Origin of the sequence: Nonomuraea sp. NPDC049129, from assembly GCF_040648495.1 — a bacterium.
Classification (GTDB): domain Bacteria; phylum Actinomycetota; class Actinomycetes; order Streptosporangiales; family Streptosporangiaceae; genus Nonomuraea.
This window is the reverse complement of the sequence record NZ_JBEZDU010000003.1, coordinates 286,934-308,882: the sequence shown is the minus strand read 5'-3', so window position 1 is coordinate 308,882 and position 21,949 is coordinate 286,934. Positions and strand designations below refer to the sequence as shown.

The window sequence follows — 21,949 nt, the reverse complement described above, 5'->3', positions numbered from 1 at the left end:
CCACCGCGGGATCCTGAATGGGCTGGTGGTTCGGGCGTAACCGTGTCGCATAAGGTGTGGCCCGGCTTCCGGCTTTTCCGGTGGGCCGGGCCCTTTCTCTTTGCCGGGAGACGACATTGGACTCCGATGCGCTGACGCACTATCGCAAGCTGCTGGAGGAGAACCTGGACGTGCCGTTGTGCGTCACGTGGATCGAGTGCATGCCGGCCACTGAGGCGCTCGTCGCGGCGGGAGGGCAGGAGGACGGCTCGGGCAGGCGCACTTTCGCGCAGACCGTAGAGGCGGCCTACGACGCGATTCCCGCTCGGGCCGGCGCGGCGATGGCCGGAAGCCTGGGATCCTGGACCGTCCTGGTCGAGCCCAATGGCTTTCAAGGGACGCGTCCAGAGGTTCTGGCCCGGTTGGCGCGGCAAGGGCGGGCGCTCAGCGTGTTCTGGAACGCCAACGGGGACGGGCAACTCGCCTATGCCGAGCACGGTCGCGTCCTCGTCACGGCGGATCTGTTCGACCCCGAAGAGCTGGAAGACCTCGAAGACCTGCCCGACGTGCTGTCGGCCTGGCCCGAGCTGGCGGAACAGGACGATCTCCGCAGCGCGGCCCTGACCTTGGGCGAGATGCTCGCCGGCGGGCGTCTGGAGGCGGAGTGGCTGGCCGCGGAGCACCAGAGCGCCGTTCTGGACGCGTACGCGGAACCGGCCGGAGCGGTTCTGTCCGGCCAGGACGAGCGCGACCATCTCGCTTATCTCGCCGGCGACCCACGCGTGGCCGACCTCATCGCCGCTCCCGGCCCCGGTCGCGCGCGTGAGATCGCCGCGCTGGTGGCGGAGACCGCGTGCGAGCTGAGCGGCCTGCACGTGCCGGTGGCCGACCGTGTTCTGGCCGCTCTGGCGGGGGCGCCGAGCCCGGCTGTTCTCGCCGAGCTCCGCGCCGAAGTACGTCTTCTCAGCCAGGAACTGCTGGCCCAGAGGCCGCCGGCCGATGCTCCCGCTGAGACCGTGGAACGCTGGCGCGTGCGATACCAGGCGTTGAGCATCCTTGAGGCCGCGGTCGATGAGGACGCCCTGGCCGCGGCCCGGGATGCGATCTGGCGGATCGGCATGCTTCGACTGGGCGACCGGGGCGGCCGCCGGGTGGGCGCGCTCATGGCAGTGCTGGAACAGCTTCAGAAGTAGGGCTGGGATCGCTTCGTCACTCAGAGCTACCTTGGGGCTCATTGTACGGACCCGAGTGGGGCCGCCGAGGGCGGCGCGTGGCACGGCGGGTTCAACTGGACCGGTCGCCTCTGAGGGCAGGGAGTAGGGCATTCTTAGGTACGCGCAGATCACATCCACGATCGTCTGCCGCAACTCGGGGTCAGGATTGTCCTGGCCGAGCTGCTCGACGGCCTTGCCGTAGCGGTCGGTCACATGGCCGCGCTCGCCGAGCTGGAAGGTGCGCCGGGCGGTGTTGGCGTTGCGCGCGGTGTAGTAGATCGCGGACCAGCGCGGCCAGACCGGTAGCCAGGGCCAGCACCCGGCCGCGGACCGCGTCCAGGGCGGCCGCCAGGTCCTTGCCGGTCAACCCCGCCGATCCACCGACCGCCACCCCATCGACGTGCTCCAGCACCCAGTGCGCCCCCGGGCCCAGCACCTAGACAACTCCCGCCACCAACGCCACGCCGACTACAGCCGCCACTATCGAGACAGCTCTACCCTGACCCGGATCGATCAGCGGCACGACCCTTCGTCCAGGTGTAAGGATCTCGCCGAGACCTGGACCGGGGATGATCGATGCAAGCTGACCCCGGAGTGCGGGGCCAACAGGGCCCTAGCCCTGGGGAGACGACGTCTGCATGAATGCTGACCTTAGGGCCAGGGCCGTTCCAGCCGTCCCTCCTCATCATGGGTGTGCCGCCGGCTGACCAGCACGTCATGGTGTCCGCGCAGGTGGTCCTGGAATGACTGGGCCTGCGGGCCGAACGGGCCGCCGTGGATCTCCCACTGGATCACCTGGCCACGGCGTCCGATGTCATCGGGCGCGAGATCGATGCAGAACAAGTTGCCACCGCTGTCCTCGGCGAACGGTATCCAGCCCGGGTGCCACCACACGTACCGCACATAGCCCTCGATCGGGTCGAGTTCGCGGGGTTCCAGGTCGTCAAAAATCCCTTGATCGTGCAGCTCTTTGAGGCTCCGCCACCGGCTCAGCATCTGCTCGACCGACATCCCCTCGTACTCGTAGTAGGGCAGTCCACCGTGGCCGCCGAACAGCCGCAGGTACGCCAGGAAGTCGGCGGGCAGCGGCTCTCCGATCGCCGCCTGGAGTTCGGCCACCGCCGCTGGGTCCGCGGCGCCTCGGGCCTTGACCAGTGATGCGTGGTCGGGACGCGCGTGCTCGGCGAGCCAGGCGGATATCTCCGATACCAAGCGGGTCAGCCGTGCGGCGCACAGGTCGACCGGGTCGGCCGCGCCCAGCTCGCGCAGCACGCGTACGGCATCGCTGTGTCCTTCCCTGTCGGCGACACCGGCCGCCGTGACCTTCCCATCGTCCTTGGACGCGAGCACGTCCGCGCCGGCCGCCACCAGGGCTTGGATGACCTCGACATCCCCCTCCAAGGCGGCCAGCATCAGTGGCGTCCAGCCGTCCGGCCGGGACAGGTTCGGGTCGGCGCCCGCGCGCAGCAGCGCCGATACGATCGCCTGCGACTCCGCAAGTTCCAGGGCCAGGGTCAGGACCGTGGCCGCCTCTGCCCCGCGCCCGGTCCTGTTGACGTCCGCACCCGCGCTGATCAGGAATTCCACCAGCGGAAGGCTGCGGGCACCGACCGCGCACATGAGCGGCGTCCACCCCGATGAACTGACCTCGGCGTCCACGGGCAGGCCCGCATCCAGGAATGGCCGCACCAGATCGATCTGGCCGGTGTCCGCCGCGTCATACGCCACCAGGTGGAATTCGCCGCTTACGGCGGGATCGACGTTCTGCGCGAACAGTCTGATGAGAGCGGCTGAGTCGCCTCTGGCTACGGCGTCGAGCACAGCAGCGGCCGGATCATCCATGATCGGATGCTAGAGCCCGTATGCCCCACTGTTCAGCTTGATCCTCGATCTCGGCTCAGCACTGTGACCATCCCTGTGATCTCAACTCCGTACAGGCTTTAAGCCGCTGGAAGCGGTCCACCAGCGAGGCTCGGCAACGCAATCTAACTATATGTCGCTGATTAACTACAGAGAGTGATAGATCTGAGAAGTCGACACTTCCGAGACCCGAAAAGGGGAATCCTCGTGATCAAACTTTCGCTGGCCGGTCTGACCCTGGCCGTCACCGTGGCGACGGTCGGGTTGGCTCTCGTCAACCCATCGCTTGCCGCGGCCCAAACGCCGGAGCAGCAGTGGTTCATGGAGTTGGACGGCGTGCCGCATGGAAAGATCTGGACCCGGAGCAGTGGGCACAGCGAGTGCCTGACCGCGAACACCTCCGCCATCGCCACCGCCCCGTGCGGCAACAGCACCCCGGGGCAGTACTGGTTCATGGAGTTCGACGGCGTGCCGCAGGGAAAGATCTGGACCCGGAGCAGTGGGCACAGTCAGTGTCTGACCGCGGACCCGAACACCTCCGCCGTCACCACCGCCCCGTGCGGCAACAGCACCCCGGGGCAGCAGTGGTTCATGGAGTTCGACGGCGTGCCGCAGGGAAAGATCTGGACCCGGAGCAATGGGCACAGTCGGTGCCTGACCGCGGACCCGAACACCTCCGGCGTCACCACCGCCCCCTGCGGATGACCTCTCGACTCTCCGTCGCCTAGGTAGTCAGTACGACCGCTGCATGACTTTGGGCTCGCCTTTGGCCGGCCCCAACAAGGGCGCCGGCTACGCCAGCAGGACTCCGAGCGAGGTCGTCGGCTTCAACTGCGCCTAGCCGCACCGTCGCCCGCTCCGAGCCGGGAGCGGGCGGCCCGCCGCGTGATCGCGGCTACTCAGCGCTACTTCGCGCGGGTGAGCCGCATGGCCGGGTCCAGCTCGTTGACGAAGGCGGACAGCATGTCGTCACTCGGATTGCCGCGTCGCTGCTCGGCGAGGTCCACCAGGTACCCGCCCATGTCGCCCCGGGCCTGTCGCCCCGCCCTGCCGTCTGCCTGCCGTACCCCGGGACCGGCGTACCGGAGTCCACCTCACGGGCCGTGATGCCGCCGACGAAGCCGAAACCCGTCCACCTCGATCACCCCGTCCGGGCCCTGCAGGCTCCACTCTCCGTCCTCCCGCCACAGGCGCAGATCGGACTCGTCCCAGTTCCGCCCCGCGGGCCCGGGGACGTCCCGCAGGACGTCCCGGACGTCCTGCGGGACGTCTTCGCCGGCGTGGTCGACGTCGGCGAAGTCCTGGCGGTCGCGGGCGGCGGCCTGGACCTCTCAGCGGGTAGACGGAGTTGCGCACCGTGACCTGCGGCGAAGCCGCTCGTTTGGGCCGTGTGACGCGATGCTTACCACCGGGCCTACTTGTCGAAGGCCGCGTAGAGGCCGTCGGTCGCGTTCAGGGATTCGGCGGCGACCAGCGGGTTCCAGAAGTCGACGTAGCGGCTGATCTTGCCGTCGATCGTTTCGACGACCGAGATGTAGGTCTGGTGGTACGGCTTACCGGTGCTGATGGCAGTGCCCACGCTCTTGAACTCGGCGATGACCAGCGACGGGTCAACGGTCTCGTGGAAACGCAGGTCAACGAAGTCCACCTTGAAGTGCTCCGGGAAGTTCTTCATGTAGTCGAAGAGCGCGGCCTTGCCGCGTACCTCCTTGGGGAAGTCGGCGGGGCCGTAGGGGAACTCCAGGACCCCGTCGTCGGTGAAGAGCTCCACCCAGTCTGGGATCCGGCCGGAGGACAGGTACTCGAGGTGGTTCTTGAAGGCTTGCTGAGCGGCGTCGCGAACGGTCATGGTGCACTCCAGCTACTAAAGAGAAGAACTTCTCTTTTAAGATAGGTCGGGGATCGCCTAAACGTCAACTTCTTCTCGTTAAGATGGCGACATGCCGCATCAGAGCTCCGCGCGCCCCGGTGGACGCACCGCCCGCGTACGTGCCGACGTCCTGCGTGCCATTGACGAGCTGGCACTGGAGCAACCGCTGGCCCAGCTCACCCTCGCCCAGATCGCCGAGCGCTCCGGCGTGGCCCTGGGTTCGCTCTACCGCCGCTGGGGTTCACTCGACGGACTCCTGCTGGACGCGGTCACCGAGAGGCTGACCACGCGTTCACGCGTGCGCGACACCGGCGACCTGCGCACGGACTTGGAGGACTACGTCCGGCGCGCGGCTGAGGACGTCGGTGGGCCCGACGGAAAGCTGCTGTTGCGCACCCTCGTCGCGGCCCGGCTGGGCCAGCCCGGTATGGAACTGCCGCCCGCCCTGTCCCGCCGCTACGAGGAGGTGCAGGAGATGCTGGACCAGGCGAAGGCGCGTGGAGAGGACCCGCCGACCCTGCACGAGATCATGGAGATCGTCATCGCCCCGCTCTACACCGCCCTGCTGTTCGGCGCCGAACCGAGCACCCCGGCTGTGCTGGTCGACCGGCTACTGGCACTCCGCTCCGGAGAAATGCGGCCTGGCTGTGGCCGGAACTCTGGGTGAGCCTCGAAGCGAAAGCAAACAACGCGACACCGTACAAATCCCCGCCGTCATACTGATCGGCCCCGGCACCCGCATCACCCACGGCGCCGTCCAACTCCTCGGCGACTCCGGTACCGCCCCGGCGCGAAGCGTCCGTGACGCGGTCGTGAGCCGTGCGACGCAATCGGTCGGCGGAGGCAGCCCGCGGGACCCGCGACCTTGCTCCGGTTCAGGCACCGGCCTCGAGTACGGCGAGGTCGCGTACCGCATAACGGTGATGCTCGGCCTCTTCCTTGAGCACCACCTTGAGGCAGCGGCGCACGACGTACTCCTGGTCGGGATATGGGTCCGCCGGCTTGCGACCACACACCCGATCGAGCTCGGCCTCGGTGAGCCCGTCGACGACACGCCGCATCGTGGCCATGCGGGCGAGCCGCGGCACGAGTATCTCGTCGAGCGTCGGGGTGGCTTCGAGGGTGAGCCCGAGCTTCGCCGCTGCGTCGGGCGGCATCCCGCCATGAGGAAGGCCCAACGGGTGGTACGGCGCATCCTCCTCGAGCACGGCATTACCGAGCCAGGCATCGCCGGCCATCAGCAGGTGCCGTTGGGTCTGGACGAACGACCACTCGCCGTTGACCTGCTCGTGCAGCTTGGCCTCGGGCAGAAGCCTGGCGCGGTCGAGCGTCGCCTCCCATTGCGTCTCGATGGCATCCCAAGCAGCCCGGTAGTCGACGCAGGACGCGGCGTCACGCGCCAGCACCCGCGTGGGATGCTGCCGGTCGAGCTCAGCCTCGACATAGGCGGTCACGTCGACGTCGTTGACAACAAGACGCTTGAAGTCGCCACCGAGGTAGACGTCGCCCCCATAGCAGTCCACGATCTTCAGGCCGCTGACCTCGCAATCGCGAATCTCAAGGCCGGCAAGATCGCATAGGTGGATGCGGGCACCACGGAACTGGTCACTCTGGGCGTAGTCAGCAGGCATCGAGGCAGTTTCCCGCATCCGTCCCGCCTGCGCCAGTGCGCAGCACAGCGTGAGGGTTCTGTCGTTCGTCGGGGTACGGCGCCGGGCTGTGAGAGGACGAGCGCGGGTGGCTGGCGTGCGCCGGGTGCGGCTGCCTGGCGCTGGGCGCAAGAGAACCGACGTCCAGATGGGGCTCTCCCGTCCGGGAAGGTCATCGCTCGCGCAGTCCTCGTTGGGGACGCTGGATCAAGAACGCGGCCGTAGAGCCGTAGATCGGTCCCTTCATTTGTAGATCACAGAGGTTACCGTTCGGTCTGAGGCTGCGGTGCGGGGGATGACGCTTCGTGCCCGGCGAACAAGATCGCCCAGCCCGGAGCTGCCTACAATTCGGCGGATCGTCGGGAGGACGGCATGAGCTCCTCGGCCGTGATGCGTTCGAGTTGCTTGTGCCGGGTTTCCGGGCCGAAGGCGATGAGGGCGATCATGGCCAGGGCCATCGGGATGACGCCGACAGCGGCGGTCACTCGTACGGAAGGGATCGCGACGGCGGTGACCACCAGGGCCAGGATCAGCACGCCACCGGCCTTGGTCGCGCCAGCGGACAGACCGCTGGTGCGGGCGCGGATCACGGTCGGATAGATCTCCGCGGTGTAGGCGGCGAGCACGGCGTTCAGGATGCTGATTCCCCATACCGGCACGACGAGCAGGACGTACAGCAGAGTGCGGTTGGCGGCCACCTGATCGCCCAGCAACGCGAAGGTGGCGAGGGAGCCGCCCATCACCGCGGTCACGAGGATGATGGTCTTCTTGCTGCTCCAGAATCCGTACAGCAGCGCGATCGGCAGGCTGAACGGGAACCCGATGATCGCGGCGTTACGGAGGATCTCGCTCGCGTTCACCTCGGAGAAGCCGAGCCGCTGGAGGTTGGACGGCATCCACTGCTGGAAGCCGTACTGGGTGGTGCCGATGCTCAGGGCCAGCAGGACGACGACGACGGTCAGGCCGAGGAACGGCTTGCTGAACGCCAGCCGGGAGCCGCGTCCCAGGTCCTGCTCGACGGCGAGCTCGGACGGCGTCTCGACGATGGTGGCGCCGTATTTGCGCATGACGGACTGGGCCTCCTCATCGCGGCCCTGCTTGATCAGGAAGCGCGGCGACTCCGGGATCCAGCGGTTCAGCAGCAGCAGGATGAGACCGGTGGGAAGGCCGATCAGCCACAGCAGGCGCCAGCCGAGCTGGTCCGGCGCGGCCCAGGTGGAGGCCAGCCAGCTCACGATGATGTAGGCGCCGGCGATGTCGCTGCCGATGAGCACGATCATCCAGCCGCGATGTCTCCTCGGTACCGTCTCCGAGAGCAGCACGAAGGTGAGGGGCAGCATGCCGCCGACGCCGAGACCCATGACGAAGCATGTGATCAGGTTCATCCAGAACTCGGGCATGGTGCCGCACGTCGACGTCGCGATGAAGATGATCGCCGCCAGCAGGATGGACGCCCGTCGGCCGATGCGATCGCCCAGCCATCCCCAGATGAACGAGCCGATCATGGTTCCGGAGATGCCGGCCAGCGGGTAGAGGCCGATCGGCAGCGCGTCCGCCGTCGGGTTCAGCGGTCCGCGCAGCCCGTACTCCGCCGCGGCGCCGGGCGCGAGGAACGCGAAGGCGGTCGGTTTCATCACGTCGATCGTGATGGCGGCCGCCATGACCAGGAGCAGCCCGATGTGGGCGGGCCTGATCGGCGCGTCGTCGAGAGGGGTGATGCTCACCTTGCTCAGCTCGGGCCGACTGCCTCGGGACTTCGGGAACAGGCTGTAGGTGGTGATGCCGACGCCGATGAACAGCAGGACCATGCCGACGGCCATCTCGGTCGTCACGGGCATGCCGGCAAGGTGATAGTGCATGTCATGGGCCATGAAGTAGCTCGGCAGCTGTAACAGCACGCCGACCGTGGTGATCGTTACGCCGGACCAGAACGCCAGAGGATGTTCGTACGAGGCAGATCTCACGTCAGTACCCTTCTGGCGGTTTCCGGCAGGGCTCGGTCCGGGGGATCGCGGCCATCAGGAGGCGCTTGTCCGGTTTGCCGTTCGGCGCCGTCGGCGCCTCGTCGATGACGGTGATGGTCGCCGGTACGCATGCGTCACCGAGTCGCTCGCTGACCAGTGTCCGCAGCGAGGCGAGGTCGAAGGCCCGGCCCGCCACTGGTACCACGAATGCGTGCACCGCCTCGCCGGTGTCCTCGTCCGGGGCGCCGATCACGTACGCCTCCGCGATGTCAGGGGAAGCGGCCAGTACCCGCTCGATCGGACCGGCGTAGTAGAGGTTCGCGTTGACGATGATGACGTCCCGCGTCCGCCCGACCAGGTACAGTCGCCCGTCCTGGTCGAAGTGGCCCAGGTCCCGGGTGCGCACCCACCCGTCGATGAACACCTCCGCGGTCTGCGTCGGTTCGGCCCAGTACCCGGTGGCCTGGGAGGGCGTGCGGACGTACAGCTCGCCGTCGACACCGGGCGGGACGGGCCTGCCGTCCGCGTCCCGGATCACGACGTCGATGACGTCGGGCGGGAACCCGACCGAAGGGGCGACATCTGACGGCCTGGCCATGGAGATCGTGCCGGTCTCGCTCTGCCCGTAGCCCTGGAACACGATCGGGCCGAGCACATCGAGTGCTTCGCGGAGCCGGGACGCCTCCAGCGGCGACCCGGACACCATGAGCGCCCGCAGGCTGCTCAGGTCGGCCGGGGCGCTACGCTGCGCGGCGACGAGTTTGTACAGGCGGGGCACGGTGATGACGCTGGCGGACGCCCGATGTCTGGTGATCGCGTCGGGAAACACGGGCGGGTCGGCGACGACCATGGTCCCGCCCGCGGCAAGGCTGAGGACACCGTACTCCATCATCACTTGGCTGCTCAGCGACCCGAACACGAGGTAGCGCCGCAGGCGGGACGCCAGTTCTCGGATCGCCGGCGGCCACGCCGCCGGGCGGGCCGTCCACGCCGCGTTCAGCGCGGCGTAGGTCTGTGCGCATGCCTTTGGTGTGCCGGTGCTGCCGCTGGTGTAGACGAGCCGGGCGACGTCGTGCGGGTGGCCGGACAGGTGCAGCGGACCGTCCTCGTCGGGTGCGGCCAGCAGCTCGGAGACGGTCAGGGTGCGCGGAGCGTGCTCCGGCCCGGTGGCCGCGTCGGTCACGACCGCGGCGACGTCCTGGTGGAGCACGTGGCGCAGTTGGCCGTCGGACAGCCCGGGCCGCACCCCGACGACCCGAGCCCCCACGACGTAGCCGGCGATCATCGCGGCGAACGCTTCGGCAGTGACGCCCAGCAGCATGGCGAGGCCGTCCCCTGGCCCGATGGCCGCCGCGCGCAGTCCGGTGGCCATCCGCCGGACGAGGTCGAGCATCTGCGCGCCGGTGACGGTACGGGCACCATGCTCGAAGACGGATCGGTCCCCAGCCGCGCCAAGGAGGTCCAGAATGGAACGCGGGTAGGGTTCAGCCGGCGTCGGCAAGGCACTCCTTGACGAAGACGGCCAGGGGCTGCTGGTGCACCTCCGGCAGGTTCCACTGGTTCTCCAGGTTCTCCGCGAGGTGGTGGACGCCGGTCGGCGTCCCCTCTCGGTAGTGCCGCACCACCGGGTGCAGGTAGTTCGCGTCGTGAGCGTTGGCGACGTCGTTCTCGACGACCCTCCGGATCGAGATGTCGAACGGGTCGACGGCGTCGTGATCCTTTCCGTACTCCAGGGTGACGACGAACCTGTGCCGGGCACGGCCGAGGCCGCCGTCGGCGGCGTACGCCACCGGGACCTCCTCCTGGTACAGCGCGGTGTCGCCGTCAACGGTGACCACGTCTCCGAGCACGCCGAACTGCTGCCACAGCGCGGAAGAGCGGTTGACCCGGGCGATGATCGCGTCGCTGATCGCCTCCGGGGTCGGCTCGACCTTCCTGGCAGGCCAGGTCCCACCGTGGTAGCGGGTGGCCAGGATCCGGTGGAGCGCACGCACCCCATAGCGGAAGCCGTGGATGAACCCGCTCGTGGACTTCTTGAAATCGCGCTGCTGGGTGAGCGTGCCGGCGAAGTACAGACCGGGCACGGTGGTCGACTCATACGCTGACGTCTGCTCGGGGAAACGGTCGTTGATGACCAGCGCCGGCCGGCAACTGTCGTCGAACGCCGAGGCGTCGAACCGGAAACCGGTGCAAACGATCACCCGGTCGTAGAAAAGCTCGCGCAGCGCTTCCACGGTACGGGCGTAGCGGAACATCACCCGGTAGCGACCGTCATCACGGCGTTCGATGCTTTCCACCGTGCCGTCGAGGACCGTGTTCTGGGACTTCAGCTGGTAACTGTCGAGGAAGTTGTTGTTGACCGCGCGTAGGTGCCCGACGAAGTGCGACTGCCAGGCCATCTTGATGGAGTGCGGCCCGGCGACGTGGATGACCGCGGCCTTGGCCATGAGTGCCTCGGCGGTCTCGAACCCCGAGTTGCCCTTGCCGATCACCAGGACCCGCTGGTCGACGAAGGACGCCGGGTCGGTCTCGAACGTGTCGTAGCGTTCTGTGGCCTCGATGCCGGGGATCGGCGGGATGTACGGCTGGGAGACGCCGGTGGCCACGACCAGCCGCCGGCCCCGCCATGAACGTCCACCGAGGTCGACGGCGGTGAACCCATCGTCGTCCCGGCTGATCCGGGAGACGTGGGTGTCGTAGTGCACCCGGACGCCGGTCGCCGACGCGAAGTCGGACAGGTAGCGCACGAGATCGTCGGCCTGCGGGAAGTACAGCTCGCTGTACCGGGTGAACAGCAGCTCCGGATCGTCGCTGAGCAACGAGTTCCAGTCCATCCGCAGCCGCAACTCCGGGTCCTCGTACCCGGTGTGCACCTTGTTGATGGAGATCAGCTGGCGGTGCCGTGGGAACCGGGTGAAGAAGGTACCCGGCCCGGCTCCGCGTTCCAGGACGACATAGTCGTGACCGCCCAGTTCCAGCAGCGCGGCGAGCTGCAGCCCGGCCGGTCCGGCCCCGATGATCAAATAGTCATGAGCCATGATCCGGAAGCTACGGACGGATTCTCAGAGGATTCTGAGAATTCACCGCCTATGGTCCAGGCATGCCCGCCGTCGAAGGCTCCATCAACCTCAGCGCCCCGCTGCGCTCCGCCGACCTGCACCGCGCCGCGATACCGGTGTCCGTCGTGGTCGACGAGGCCGTCCGCGGCCGCGTCGAGCGCGGCCGTGACCACCTGCGCGGCGTGCTGAAGGAGGAGGAACGCCCGGTCTACGGCGCGACCACCGGCTTCGGCGCCCTGGTCGGGTTCGCCGGCCGGGACGAGGAGGCGGACCAGTGTGACAACACCCTGGCCCACCTCGGTGCCGGGCAGGGGCCGGATCTGGCCCATGACGTGAGCCGCGCCGCGATTCTCGTGCGCGTGTGGTCTCTCGCCCAGGGACTGTCCGGGGTGTCGGCTCACGTGGTCGACGGGCTGGCCGCGATGTTCGCCACGACGTTCATTCCGGTGATCCCACGCTACGGTTCGGTCGGCGCGAGCGGAGACCTGATCCCGCTCGCCTATGCCGCCCAGGCATTGCGTGGCCGGGGACAGGCGTGTGTCGACGGCCGGCGGATGCCCGCCGCCGAGGCGCTGCGCCATGCTGGGCTGACCCCGTTGACGCTCGACGGCCGGGATGCCCTCGCGCTCGTCAACGGCACCTCCCTCACCACCGCCGCGACCGCCCTGGCCCTGGACAGCATCCGGTCCTCCCACCGCGCGATACAGGCGCTCACCTGTCTGCTGGTCGATCTGCTCGGCTGCGACCCGGGCTTCCTCAACCCGCGTCTGCTCGACGCCTATGGCCATCCCGGCGCGATCGACGTCGCCGACGGCATGCGCAAGACCCTTTCCGGGATCAGCCCGACCCGCACACGTGCGCTGCAGGAGCCGTACAGCATCCGCTGCTCCCCGCAACTGCTGGGCGCCGCCGAGGACGCCCTGCGGTACGTCGACGGTGTCGTCGAGGCCGACCTGTCCAGCGTCAGCGACAACCCGCTGTTCTTCCCCGACGACGACCTGGTGGTGCACGGCGGTAACTTCTTCGGGCAGCCGGCCGCGTTCGCCGCCGATGTCCTGGCGATGGTCACCGCTCAGCTCGGCAACCTCGCCGAGCGGCAGCTCGACCTCCTCGTCGACCCGGCCCGCAATGGCGGGCTCCCCCCGATGCTCGCCGCCGGGCCCGGCCGCCAACACGGTATGCAAGGCGTACAGCTCGCCACGACCGCGTTCGTCGCCGAGATCCGCCGCGCTGCCGTTCCGGCCGGCATGCAGAGCCTGCCGACCAACCTGCACAACCAGGATGTCGTGCCGTTCGGTACCCAGGCCGCCCTTCGCGCCTATGACATGGCCGCCCTGTTGCACCTGCTCTGCGGCTCGCTGGCGGTGGGACTGCGGCAGGCAGCGTACGTCGGCGCCCGCCGCCCCACGGCCCCAGGCTGCGCGGCACTCCTCGACGCCCTGGTCGAGGCGATCCCTCCCGTCGATCCCGACCGCCCGCTGGACGCCGATGTCCGCAAGGCCGGCGGGTTGCTCACCGCGATACTCCCCTGAAGTCCCGCCATCCTGTGCGGCAGAGCCCCGGGGATGGCGGACGGCGCCTCGTCTCGCATTTGCCGGACATCTCCCACGAGTCAGTTGCCGGCCAGGTCGCGCCGCTGAAAGGCGGTGACACCGGCCAGAACGAGCGCCAACGCGACGGCGGTCAACCAGAGCAGCGGCGCGGCGCTCACCTCGCCCCCGGGCACCTGGGGGAGGTGGGCGAAGGGCGACAGGTTCCTGATCCAGTCATCGAGCTGGAGCAGCTCGCCGAGCTGGCCGAGCAGGGCGAAGGCCACCAGAGCCGCCCAGGCCAGGGCGGTCAGCCGGGGCAGCAGGCCGAACAGCAGCATCGCGATCCCGGCCAGTACCCATGCTGCGGGCACCTGTACCCAGGCCGCCCCGAGCAGCCGGGGGACCTGCTCGCCGACCTCGCCCGTTCGCACGCCGTGAGCCAGCCCGGCCGCCAGGCCGCCGGCCGTGATGATGACCGGGGTGCCGCCCAGTGCGATGACCAGGTGGCTGAGCGTCCACCGCCGGCGGGGTACGGCCGCTGCCAGCACGGGCTCGGCGCGGGCGCCGGCCTCTTCACCCTGCAACCGCAGCGTGGCCTGTACGGCGAAACCGCCCACGGCCAGGCCGAGCAGCCCCATCACGGCGGCCAGGAAGGTGTCCGCCAGCGCCCCCGCGCCGCCTATCCGCTCCAGGATCGCGGCGAGCTGAGGGTTGTCGTTGACGATGTCGCCCACGCTCTGGGCCAGCGAGCCGAACATGGCCCCGCCGATCGCGAAGCCGATCACCCAGCCCAGCAGCCCGCCCCGCTGCAACCGCCACGCCAGCGCGAGCGCACCGGCCAGGCTTGGCGCCGCGTCCGATGGGCCCAGCCGGGGCGGCAGCAGTCCGGCGCCCACATCTCGCCGCCTGGACAGCAGCGCGGCCAGCCCGACCAGGACGAGTCCGGCCAGCGCCAGCAGACCGACCACCCACCAGCGTTCGCCGGCGAAGGCACGTACACGCTGAGCCCAGCCCAACGGCGACAGCCACGCCAGCGCCTCGACACCGGCGGCGTCACCCGAAGCCCGCAGCAGATAGGCCAGGCCGAGTACCGAGACGGCCAGCCCGTTGGCGGTGCGGGCATGCTCGGTCACCTGCGCGGCCACCACAGCGATGCCGGTGAACACCCACCCGGTGCCGCCCACCGCGAGCCCGAACCCGAGCGCGCCGGAGCCGGGAAGTCCTTGGCCGGTCAGAGCCACAGTGAGCAGGAGCGCGATAAGGAGGTTGGCGCCACCTGCCACGATCACCACGGCCGCCGGGATCGCGTGGCGGCCGACCGCGCAGGCCCCGATCAGCTCGGCGCGGCCGGTTTCCTCCTCCGCGCGGGTGTGCCTGGTCACCACCATGATGCTCATCAAGCCGGCCAGGCCGGTGGCCAGGGTGGTCGCTCGCCAGGCGGTCAGTCCGCCCACCGATGTCGGGTCGAAGACCGGGCCGGTGAGCGCCTGCAGCGCGGGGGTCGAGCCGATGGTGACGCCCAGGGCGAGGCGTTGTGCCATGCCGGGGTAGAGCTCGCCGATCGCCGCGGCGGTGGCCGCGACGACACCCGTGATCATCACGATCCAGACCGGCAGCATGAGGCGGTCACGGCGCAACGCCAGCCGTACCAGCTTGAACGTGCCCGTCATGACGCGCTCTGATAGTGCCGCAGGAACAACTCTTCCAGCGTAGGCGGCTGGCAGGTCAGGCTACGTACGCCCGCGTCGGTCAGCAGTCGCAGCGCGCCGCCGAGCCGGTCGGCCTCGACCTCGAAGCGCACGCGCGCGCCGCTGACGGCCAGCTCGTGCACGCCCGCCAGCTCGGCCAGGCCGTCGGGGATCCGGTCCAGCTCGGCGGTGACGGAGCTGCGGGTCAGGTGGCGTAACTGCGCCAGGGTGCCGCTCTCGACGGCTCGGCCGTCGCGGACGATGGTGACCCGGTCGCACAGGGCCTCCACCTCGGACAGGATGTGGCTGGACAGCAGCACCGTACGGCCGTTGCCGCGTTCCTCGGTGATGCACTCGCGGAAGGCGGCCTCCATCAGCGGGTCGAGCCCGGCGGTCGGCTCGTCCAGCAGCAGCAGTTCCACATCGGAGGCCAGGGCCGCGACGAGGGCCACCTTCTGCCGGTTGCCTTTGGAGTAGGCGCGGCCCTTCTTGGTCGGGTCGAGGTCGAAGAGCTCCAGCAGCGCCTTCTTGCGCCGCTGGTCGAGCCCGCCGCGTAGGCGCCCGAGCAGGTCGATGGCCTCGCCGCCGGACAGCGTCGGCCAGAGCACGACGTCGCCGGGTACGTAGGCCAGGCGCCGGTGCAGCTCGACCGCGTCGCGCCACGGGTGGCCACCGAGGAGTTCGGCGTGGCCGGAGCCGGCCCGCAGCAGGCCGAGCAGGATACGCAAGGTGGTGGTCTTGCCCGCGCCGTTCGGGCCGAGGAAGCCGTGGACCTCGCCGGTGTCCACGGTGAGATCGAGCCCGTCCAGGGCGCGCACGCGCCCGAAGGACTTGGTCAGCCCACTGATGAGAATGGCAGGATTGCCCGGCATGGGCGCCTCCCTGAAGCCGGTCCGATATGACGTTGCCGACCAGACTTCCCGGCGCTCCAGGATCGACGTTAACAGCACCGACCCCTCCACACCAGACATACCTCAACGAATCCATTGCGCCATCGGGGGCCTCGACCCGGATCCCGCGGCTGAACGATCAGCTCGGCGCAGGGCCACTGGATAGCCGCAGGAAGCCAGGGTGGCACTGGACGAGCTCACCGGGTCCTTGTTATGGAGGGTGGTCACCCAGCCGGCGGCTGTGTCGTGTCGCGGATGGCGCGGGCGGCGTTGACCAGGCCGATATGGCTGAAGGCTTGCGGGAAGTTCCCGATGGGTTCGCCTGTGGCGGAGTCGACCTCCTCGGCCAGCAGGCCGACGTCGTTGGCGTATGAGGCCGCGGTCTGGAACGCCTGCTTGGCCGGGGCGCTCTCGCCTGCGAGTGCCAGAGCGTGGGCGAGCCAGAAGGTGCACAGCAGAAACGTGCCCTCCTCTCCCGGGAGTCCGTCGGCGGCGTGGTATCGGTGCACCAGGCCGCGGGCATCGGTCAGGCGCGCGGCCACGGCATCTATGGTGGCTCGGACGCGCGGGTCGTCGCCGGGCAGGAATCCGACCATGGGCATCATCAGCACGGACGCGTCCAGATCGGCTGCGGCGAACGTCTGGGTGAAGGCGCCCACCTGCTGGTTCCATCCGTGGGTCAGGATCGCGGCGCGGATCTGCTCGCGGTCGCGGGTCCAGCCGGGGACGCGGCTGGTGGCGTCCAGCAAAGGTGCCAGGGCGATCGCCCGGTCCAGGCCCACCCAGCACATGAGCTTTGAGTGCAGGAAGTGCCGGCTGGGGCCTCGTATCTCCCAGATGCCCTGGTCCGGCTCGCGCCAGTGGTGGGCGGCCGCGTCGGCCACGCCGGTCAGGAAGGAGCGGGTGAGTGTGTCGATCGGGCCCGCGTCCTGGTAGATCTGGTGGGCCGCGTCGAGCAGTTCCCCGTAGATGTCGATCTGGCGCTGCTGCCAGGCGTCGTTGCCGACGCGTACCGGGGCGCTGCCCCGCCAGCCGCTCAGGTGGGTCAGGGGTCGCTCGCTCAGGTCCCGCTCGCCGCCGACGCCGTACATGATCTGCAGGTCGACGTCGTGGTCGAGTTGGCTGGCCGAGGCGCGGGCGAGGAAGGCGAAGAATGCGGTCTCCTCCATCTCGCACGCCGCCGTGGCCAGTGCCTGCAGGGTGAAGCTGGTGTCGCGGATCCAGGTGTAGCGGTAGTCCCAGTTCCGCTCTCCGCCGACGCTCTCGGGCAGGGAGGTCGTGGCCGCGGCGACGATGGCCCCGGTGGGGGCGAACGTCAGCGCTCGCAGCACCCGGCCGCTCTGGCCGACCTGGTCTTGCCAGGGGCCTTGGTAGCGCGCGTGCAACCGGGACCAGGAGCGCCAGCCGGTGACGGTGTCCCTGAGGCGGCGGCGGATGTACCGGGGATTCAGCGGCGGTTGTTCGGGACCCCACGCCCAGCCGGCCCGCAGGGCCAGCCCCAGGCGTTCTCCCGCTCGCAGGGTGTGGGTGGTGTCGGCGACCGCACCGCTCACCCGCAGGTCGATGGGTGTCGAAAGGGTGAGGACGTGGGCGCCGCCGTGCGCGATCAGGCCGCCGCGGATCGGCTCTATCAGTGGCTTGACCAGCCCGAACTCGGGCCTCGGCGCGTACACCACCTCTACCGGCACGCGTCCCTCGACGCAGGTCACCTGGCGCAGGAGAACACCGGGTGAGGACGCGCCCATCGAGTGGCCGCGTTCTCCGTGGCCCAGTGCGAGGGCGTCCACGAGTACCACGGTTCCGTCGGGGCCACGGAAGGTGGTCTCCAGCACCAGGGTGTCGTCCAGATACCTGCGGGTGATCTCCGTGGGCCGGGTGGGCCGGATGGACCAGTGCCCGGCGTTCTCGTCGAGCAGCCGGGCGAAGATCGATGGGCTGTCGAAACGCGGCATGCAGAGCCAGTCCACCGAGCCGTCGGAGGTGACCAGGGCCGCGGATCGGCAGTCCCCCAGCAGGGCGTGGTCGCTGATCGGCCTGGTGCTCAAGGGCGCCTCATCCACTCGGCGAGGATCGCGGGGCTTGCGGTGCGCGAAGGCGGGGCCGTCGCGGCTCAGCCGCGGCCTTGTGTCGGCGCAGCCGGATGGCGTAGGCGAGTGCGGATCCGGCGAAGAGCACGCCGGTGACCAGCAGCCAGCGGCCGAGGTACGGGCTCGTGTCCAGCGCCGTTGACCGGTGGTAGTTGCCCTCGGCCAGTCGGAGGATGAGGGGGAACCAGATGAGGAACAGCAGACCGGACAGCGCGCCCGGTATGCGCAGGTAATTGATCGGTGGCGGCCAGGTGGGGGTGCCGGAAGGTCGCCGGCGGCGACGCCACGGCCGCCGTTGCGCGGCGACGTCGGCGAGGGCGTACAGCGGGTACAGCAGGAGGTCGTGGATGATCGCGGCGCCGACGAACCACACCAGGAAGCCGATCCAGATGCCCGCGGCGACGACGCGACTCGCGGCGTATCCGGCCAGGGCGAAGCAGGCGAGCAGCGCCAGCAGGTGCAACGGGTCGGCCCCATAGCGGCTGGCCATCCTCCTGCGGATCCGGGAAGGCATGTCGTCACTCATTTCACCGTCGGATGGAAGCTGAGTTCGCGGACCCATTTCGTGTTGTGGACGCCTGGGGCGTTCGGGACGATGATCCTGGCGGGATAGCCGTGGTCGAGGGACAGATCGGCGCCGTTGACCCGCAAGGCGAGCAGGGAGCGGGGGTCGGCCACCTGACCCGCGCTCAGCGACGCCCGGCTGAAGGAGCCGCCGCGTTGCAGGGATTCGACGAGCACCTCCGCCGTGCCGGGCACCACCCCTGCCAGCCGGGCCAGATCGGCCAGCCGTACGCCCGTCCACGACTCTTCGGTGGACCATCCCTCCACGCACGCGATCGGCAGCGCGTAGGTGTGCAGCGGCATCGCCAGCAGTTCGGCGCGGCTCAGGCGCGCCGAATGCGGTCCGGCCAGCTCCAGCCTCCATGCCGGGCCGGTGTCCGCCAGATGGACACCCATGGCGGTGGCGGACTTGTTCACCTGAAAGTCGTTGGCGCCGGGGCCGTAGACCCGTCCGTGCGGGGCCAGTAGCGCGGTGCGGCGCAGCGGTCCGTCTATTGTCTGGCCGACGGACAGGCCGAGGGTGAGCAGCGAGGCGCCGCCGACGAAGGCGAGCACGCCTCGCCGGGACATGGTGGGCTCCGCCGGAGACGGGGGAACCAGGCCATCGGGATCGGGTGGCTCCGGCCGGGTCTCTTCCAGTCCGGTCCGCAGCTCATGGAGCAGGCTCCGCGAGCGCAGCGATCGGATCATCTTCGGCAGCTTGAAGGCGACGTGGACGACGAAGGCCGCGAGGAAGATCCACGCCCCGTACAGGTGGGCCGGGTAGAAGGAGAAGGGGAAGACGTAGAAGAGCTGGATGTTCAGGATGCCGGTGACGAACTCGAACACCGCGCCGCCGACCAGGAGCAGCAGGCTGGCACGCTCCACGGCTTCGGCGGGGGAGCGGGCCGGTGGCCAGGTGAACAGCTTCGGTATCACCGACCACAGCTTGGCCAGCAGCACCGAGGTCAAGGTCAGCCCGAGGACGACGTGCACTCCCTGCGTGACCCGGTACAGCCAGGCCGGGTGTGTTGGCCAGTCGAACAGGTAGAAGCCCAGCCATCCCTTTTCGGGGGTCGTGTCGTTGATGGGCAGCTGCGGATCGTAGGCGGCGTAGGACACCAGTCCGGTGATCGCGATGATCGGGATCCCGAACAGCAGGACGAAGCCGAAAACCGAGGTCAGCCACGGGCCGCGCAGCGGGCTGCGCCAGAACTCCGGCCGGAAGGGGCCCGGTGGGGGATGTTCTCGCAGCCAAGCGGTGACGCTTTTCCGATCTGACACCGAATCACCCCGAAACAAGTGTTATGCCGGAAATACCCCTATTCGGGATCACATAACTAGGCCGACTGACGTCGGCCGCCGCGGTCACCCGAGCCGTCGCGCGATCTCCGCGCAGGAACCCTCGCCCCAGGGGGAGCCACAGGGTCGAAGGCGGCGGAGGGCCCCGCCGATCGGCCGGAACACCCTTTCTGGACGTCCGCCAGGAGCCTCTCAGGGCAGCGGCGGTAGTACCGCGTCAGGTCGGGGGAAATCCCCGGAGATCGGCCGGCCGTCCGACCACGATCGCGGCGAACCGCCGTTCGGCCACCGCGCGGGCGATGCTACGTTCGAGCTCCGCCCAGGCGGCGCGGTCGGTGCCCGCAGGACGTCGGCGCCGGCGGCTCGGTGGGCCAAGGGCGGGATCCCGGCCACCACGTTCGGTCTCGGATCGGAGAAAACCGCCACCGGCCCGTCGAACTCACCCAGCCACGCGCGGAGCCGCTCACCCACGCGCCGGTCAGCGGGGCCCGGGACCATCCGGTCGGCATCGAAGGTACTCACGGCCAGGACGGCGATCTGCGCCAGGACCAGCAGACCGGCCACCGCCCCGCGCGAACCGCCCATCCCGATACCGGCGAGCAACGCCACCGCCACATAGGCCGGAAGCATGTTGTTCACCGCACCGCCCGCGTGCACGAGGCCGGCCTTGTACGTGCTGCTGGCCGCACCTGATCTCGCCGACCAGCGCTCTGCCGCTCGGTGTCGCGGACATCATCGGCCGTCTGCGTGCCGACCGCATCGCCTTGGTCTACGTTCCCGAGACTCGCGCCCTGTGGGCGGACACGCGAGGGGAGGTGTGCGAGGGGAGGTGTGCGAGGGGAGGTGTGCGAGGGGAGGTGAAGGTCATCCTGGATTCCGCCGGCTGACTTGTAGCGGACAAGACACGGTGCTCCGGTGTCTCCGGCCTGCTGGAAGGAGGAAGGTCGGCAAGCCCTGACCCGGGCTTCAGCCGAAGGCTGGGCCAGGGTGACGTACCGTCATGCCTGGAAATACCCAGCTATGTAGAACTTACGTGTCCGAGGGGGGAGCCGAACCAATTGCACACCGCTTCACTCTCACCACCAAGTTCCTGTTGGGACAGGGGTGAATGGTGGAGCCGGACCTTCTTGCGGTGCGCAACATCCAGCGCACGACCATCGGCGGGGTGGTGCTGCTGGCCGGGATCGCGGCCGTCGTCTCGTTCCGTCACATGCATGACCTGTGCCTGCGTCATGGTGAAGACCGCTTCGCGGCGGTGCTCATCCCGCTCGCCGTGGATGGCGCTATCGTCGTCGCCTCGATGTCCATCCTGCTGGCCAACCGGTACGGTTCCCGCGGTGGCGTACTGGCCTGGACCCTTCTCGTGGTTGGCAGCCTGGCCAGCCTGGGTGCGAACATCGCGGTGGCCGAGCCCAGCGTGATCGGCCGGGTCATCGCTGCCTGGCCGAGTGTCGCTCTGATCGGCAGTTATGAGCTGTTGATGTCTCAGGTCCGGCGGCTTTCCGTAACCTCGAGCCGTGGGCAGGACTGCGAGGAGACGCTTGCGGCCGGAGGATCGGACGTCCCCGAGGCCGGAGACGAGATCTGTGGTGATCTGGCTCTGCGTGTGTACCGAGCCGGGCGCGCTGACATCGAGATCGTGAATCTTCATCGCTCTGCCTGGCGTTGGGCGCAGGAGAACCGGCGCCCGGATGGAGCTCTTCCGTCTGGGAAGGTCATCGCTACGCAGTTCTCGCGCAGTCCTCGTTGGGGACGCTGGATCAAGAACGCTGGTTTGGCCGGGGATCTGGGATGACGCAGGAGACTTCGATGATCGGCATACGGTAGGCCGGGTTCCTCCTCGGATGCCTTGTGTCAGGTCCGTCGTGGCTGTAGCAGGCCTGACCCGGGATATGGGATGGAGCTCGACAGGACCTAAATCGGCGGCGATGTTCGAGTCCAGGGCGCGGCCTGCAGGTTGATCGACGGTCGAGCGCGCCTGCCGGAGTGGTCCCGAAAGGGCTTTGCGGTAGGCGATCTAAGACCACCCGCGCCCACGGCTTACGCGGCTGCCGCTACAAAGGCCTCGCCAAAACCCACGTCCAGCACGTCCTGACCGCAGCCGGCACCAACGTCACCCACCTCGCCGACTGCTACACCCCCGGCACCAGCCCCGACCGGCCGCCACGTCCGATCAGCCCGTTCCAACACCTCTGCCGACGGCTGGCGGTCGAGACCCCAGAATGACCTCAACGATCACCACCAACATCAATTCCGAAAAGTGGGCCAGACCCGCACGTACTTGGCCGTTGACACAACGCACGTAACTCAAT

Annotated in this window: 18 protein-coding genes; 6 read left to right on the top strand and 12 right to left on the bottom strand. The window is 69.0% G+C overall.

Annotated elements, in window-relative coordinates; all coding sequences use genetic code 11:
• Nucleotides 1-116 precede the first annotated feature (116 nt).
• Entirely contained in the window at nucleotides 117-1,172 is a 1,056-nt protein-coding gene (locus AB0B64_RS10795) for a DUF6461 domain-containing protein (RefSeq protein WP_358176427.1), read from the top strand.
• A gap of 672 nt (nucleotides 1,173-1,844) precedes the next feature.
• Here AB0B64_RS10795 and AB0B64_RS10790 read toward each other — a convergent pair.
• Nucleotides 1,845-3,035, bottom strand: a complete 1,191-nt coding sequence (locus AB0B64_RS10790; RefSeq protein WP_358176424.1) for an ankyrin repeat domain-containing protein — start codon at nucleotides 3,033-3,035, stop codon at nucleotides 1,845-1,847.
• Between the two features lie 225 nt (nucleotides 3,036-3,260).
• Here AB0B64_RS10790 and AB0B64_RS10785 point away from each other — a divergent pair, with 225 nt between their 5' ends.
• Complete coding sequence (locus AB0B64_RS10785) at nucleotides 3,261-3,758, top strand: ricin-type beta-trefoil lectin domain protein (RefSeq protein WP_358176421.1); 498 nt, start codon at nucleotides 3,261-3,263, stop codon at nucleotides 3,756-3,758.
• A gap of 709 nt (nucleotides 3,759-4,467) precedes the next feature.
• Here the strand turns inward: AB0B64_RS10785 and AB0B64_RS10780 are convergent.
• Nucleotides 4,468-4,902, bottom strand: coding sequence for a nuclear transport factor 2 family protein (locus AB0B64_RS10780; RefSeq protein ID WP_357938619.1), 435 nt, complete (start codon nucleotides 4,900-4,902; stop codon nucleotides 4,468-4,470).
• A 91-nt stretch (nucleotides 4,903-4,993) separates the two neighbouring features.
• On the opposite strand from AB0B64_RS10780, the gene AB0B64_RS10775 reads away from it, so the two are divergent.
• Complete coding sequence (locus tag AB0B64_RS10775; RefSeq protein ID WP_358176419.1) at nucleotides 4,994-5,590, top strand: TetR/AcrR family transcriptional regulator; 597 nt, start codon at nucleotides 4,994-4,996, stop codon at nucleotides 5,588-5,590.
• Nucleotides 5,591-5,798: 208 nt separating this feature from the next.
• Here the strand turns inward: AB0B64_RS10775 and AB0B64_RS10770 are convergent, their stop codons facing one another.
• From AB0B64_RS10770 to AB0B64_RS10755, 4 genes are all read right to left on the bottom strand, one after another.
• Nucleotides 5,799-6,554, bottom strand: coding sequence for a DinB family protein (locus tag AB0B64_RS10770; protein ID WP_358176416.1), 756 nt, complete (start codon nucleotides 6,552-6,554; stop codon nucleotides 5,799-5,801).
• Nucleotides 6,555-6,913: 359 nt separating this feature from the next.
• Entirely contained in the window at nucleotides 6,914-8,536 is a 1,623-nt protein-coding gene (locus AB0B64_RS10765; protein ID WP_358176414.1) for an MFS transporter, read from the bottom strand.
• A gap of 1 nt (nucleotide 8,537) precedes the next feature.
• A complete protein-coding gene (locus AB0B64_RS10760) occupies nucleotides 8,538-10,037 on the bottom strand; it encodes a fatty acid--CoA ligase family protein (RefSeq protein WP_358176411.1) in 1,500 nt (499 codons plus the stop codon).
• On the bottom strand, nucleotides 10,021-11,574 hold the full coding sequence (locus AB0B64_RS10755; protein ID WP_358176408.1) for an NAD(P)-binding domain-containing protein: 1,554 nt from the start codon (nucleotides 11,572-11,574) through the stop codon (nucleotides 10,021-10,023). The genes AB0B64_RS10760 and AB0B64_RS10755 overlap by 17 nt, the downstream gene beginning before the upstream one ends.
• A 62-nt stretch (nucleotides 11,575-11,636) precedes the next feature.
• Here AB0B64_RS10755 and AB0B64_RS10750 point away from each other — a divergent pair, with 62 nt between their 5' ends.
• Nucleotides 11,637-13,127 carry an aromatic amino acid ammonia-lyase gene (locus AB0B64_RS10750; RefSeq protein ID WP_358176405.1) on the top strand — a complete coding sequence of 497 codons (1,491 nt, stop codon included), beginning with the start codon at nucleotides 11,637-11,639 and terminating at the stop codon, nucleotides 13,125-13,127.
• An 80-nt stretch (nucleotides 13,128-13,207) separates the two neighbouring features.
• Here the strand turns inward: AB0B64_RS10750 and AB0B64_RS10745 are convergent, their stop codons facing one another.
• The 6 genes from AB0B64_RS10745 to AB0B64_RS10720 form a co-directional block, all read right to left on the bottom strand.
• Nucleotides 13,208-14,797: an ABC transporter permease gene (locus AB0B64_RS10745; RefSeq protein ID WP_358176402.1), complete on the bottom strand. Its 1,590-nt coding sequence runs from the start codon at nucleotides 14,795-14,797 to the stop codon at nucleotides 13,208-13,210.
• Nucleotides 14,794-15,687, bottom strand: a complete 894-nt coding sequence (locus AB0B64_RS10740; protein WP_358176399.1) for an ABC transporter ATP-binding protein — start codon at nucleotides 15,685-15,687, stop codon at nucleotides 14,794-14,796. Before AB0B64_RS10740 ends, AB0B64_RS10745 begins: the two co-directional genes overlap by 4 nt.
• 242 nt (nucleotides 15,688-15,929) lie before the next feature.
• Nucleotides 15,930-17,750, bottom strand: a complete 1,821-nt coding sequence (locus AB0B64_RS10735) for a glycoside hydrolase family 15 protein (RefSeq protein WP_358176396.1) — start codon at nucleotides 17,748-17,750, stop codon at nucleotides 15,930-15,932.
• 7 nt (nucleotides 17,751-17,757) lie between these two features.
• Nucleotides 17,758-18,306 (bottom strand): hypothetical protein, encoded by a 549-nt coding sequence (locus tag AB0B64_RS10730; protein ID WP_358176393.1) that lies wholly within the window; start codon nucleotides 18,304-18,306, stop codon nucleotides 17,758-17,760.
• An 8-nt stretch (nucleotides 18,307-18,314) separates the two neighbouring features.
• Nucleotides 18,315-19,619 (bottom strand): molybdopterin-dependent oxidoreductase, encoded by a 1,305-nt coding sequence (locus AB0B64_RS10725; RefSeq protein WP_358176390.1) that lies wholly within the window; start codon nucleotides 19,617-19,619, stop codon nucleotides 18,315-18,317.
• Between the two features lie 210 nt (nucleotides 19,620-19,829).
• Entirely contained in the window at nucleotides 19,830-20,267 is a 438-nt protein-coding gene (locus AB0B64_RS10720) for a hypothetical protein (protein ID WP_358176388.1), read from the bottom strand.
• Nucleotides 20,268-20,745: 478 nt separating this feature from the next.
• On the opposite strand from AB0B64_RS10720, the gene AB0B64_RS10715 reads away from it, so the two are divergent.
• On the top strand, nucleotides 20,746-21,432 hold the full coding sequence (locus AB0B64_RS10715) for a DUF2637 domain-containing protein (RefSeq protein WP_358176385.1): 687 nt from the start codon (nucleotides 20,746-20,748) through the stop codon (nucleotides 21,430-21,432).
• 191 nt (nucleotides 21,433-21,623) lie between these two features.
• Nucleotides 21,624-21,863 carry a transposase gene (locus AB0B64_RS10710; protein WP_358176382.1) on the top strand — a complete coding sequence of 80 codons (240 nt, stop codon included), beginning with the start codon at nucleotides 21,624-21,626 and terminating at the stop codon, nucleotides 21,861-21,863.
• Nucleotides 21,864-21,949 lie beyond the last annotated feature (86 nt).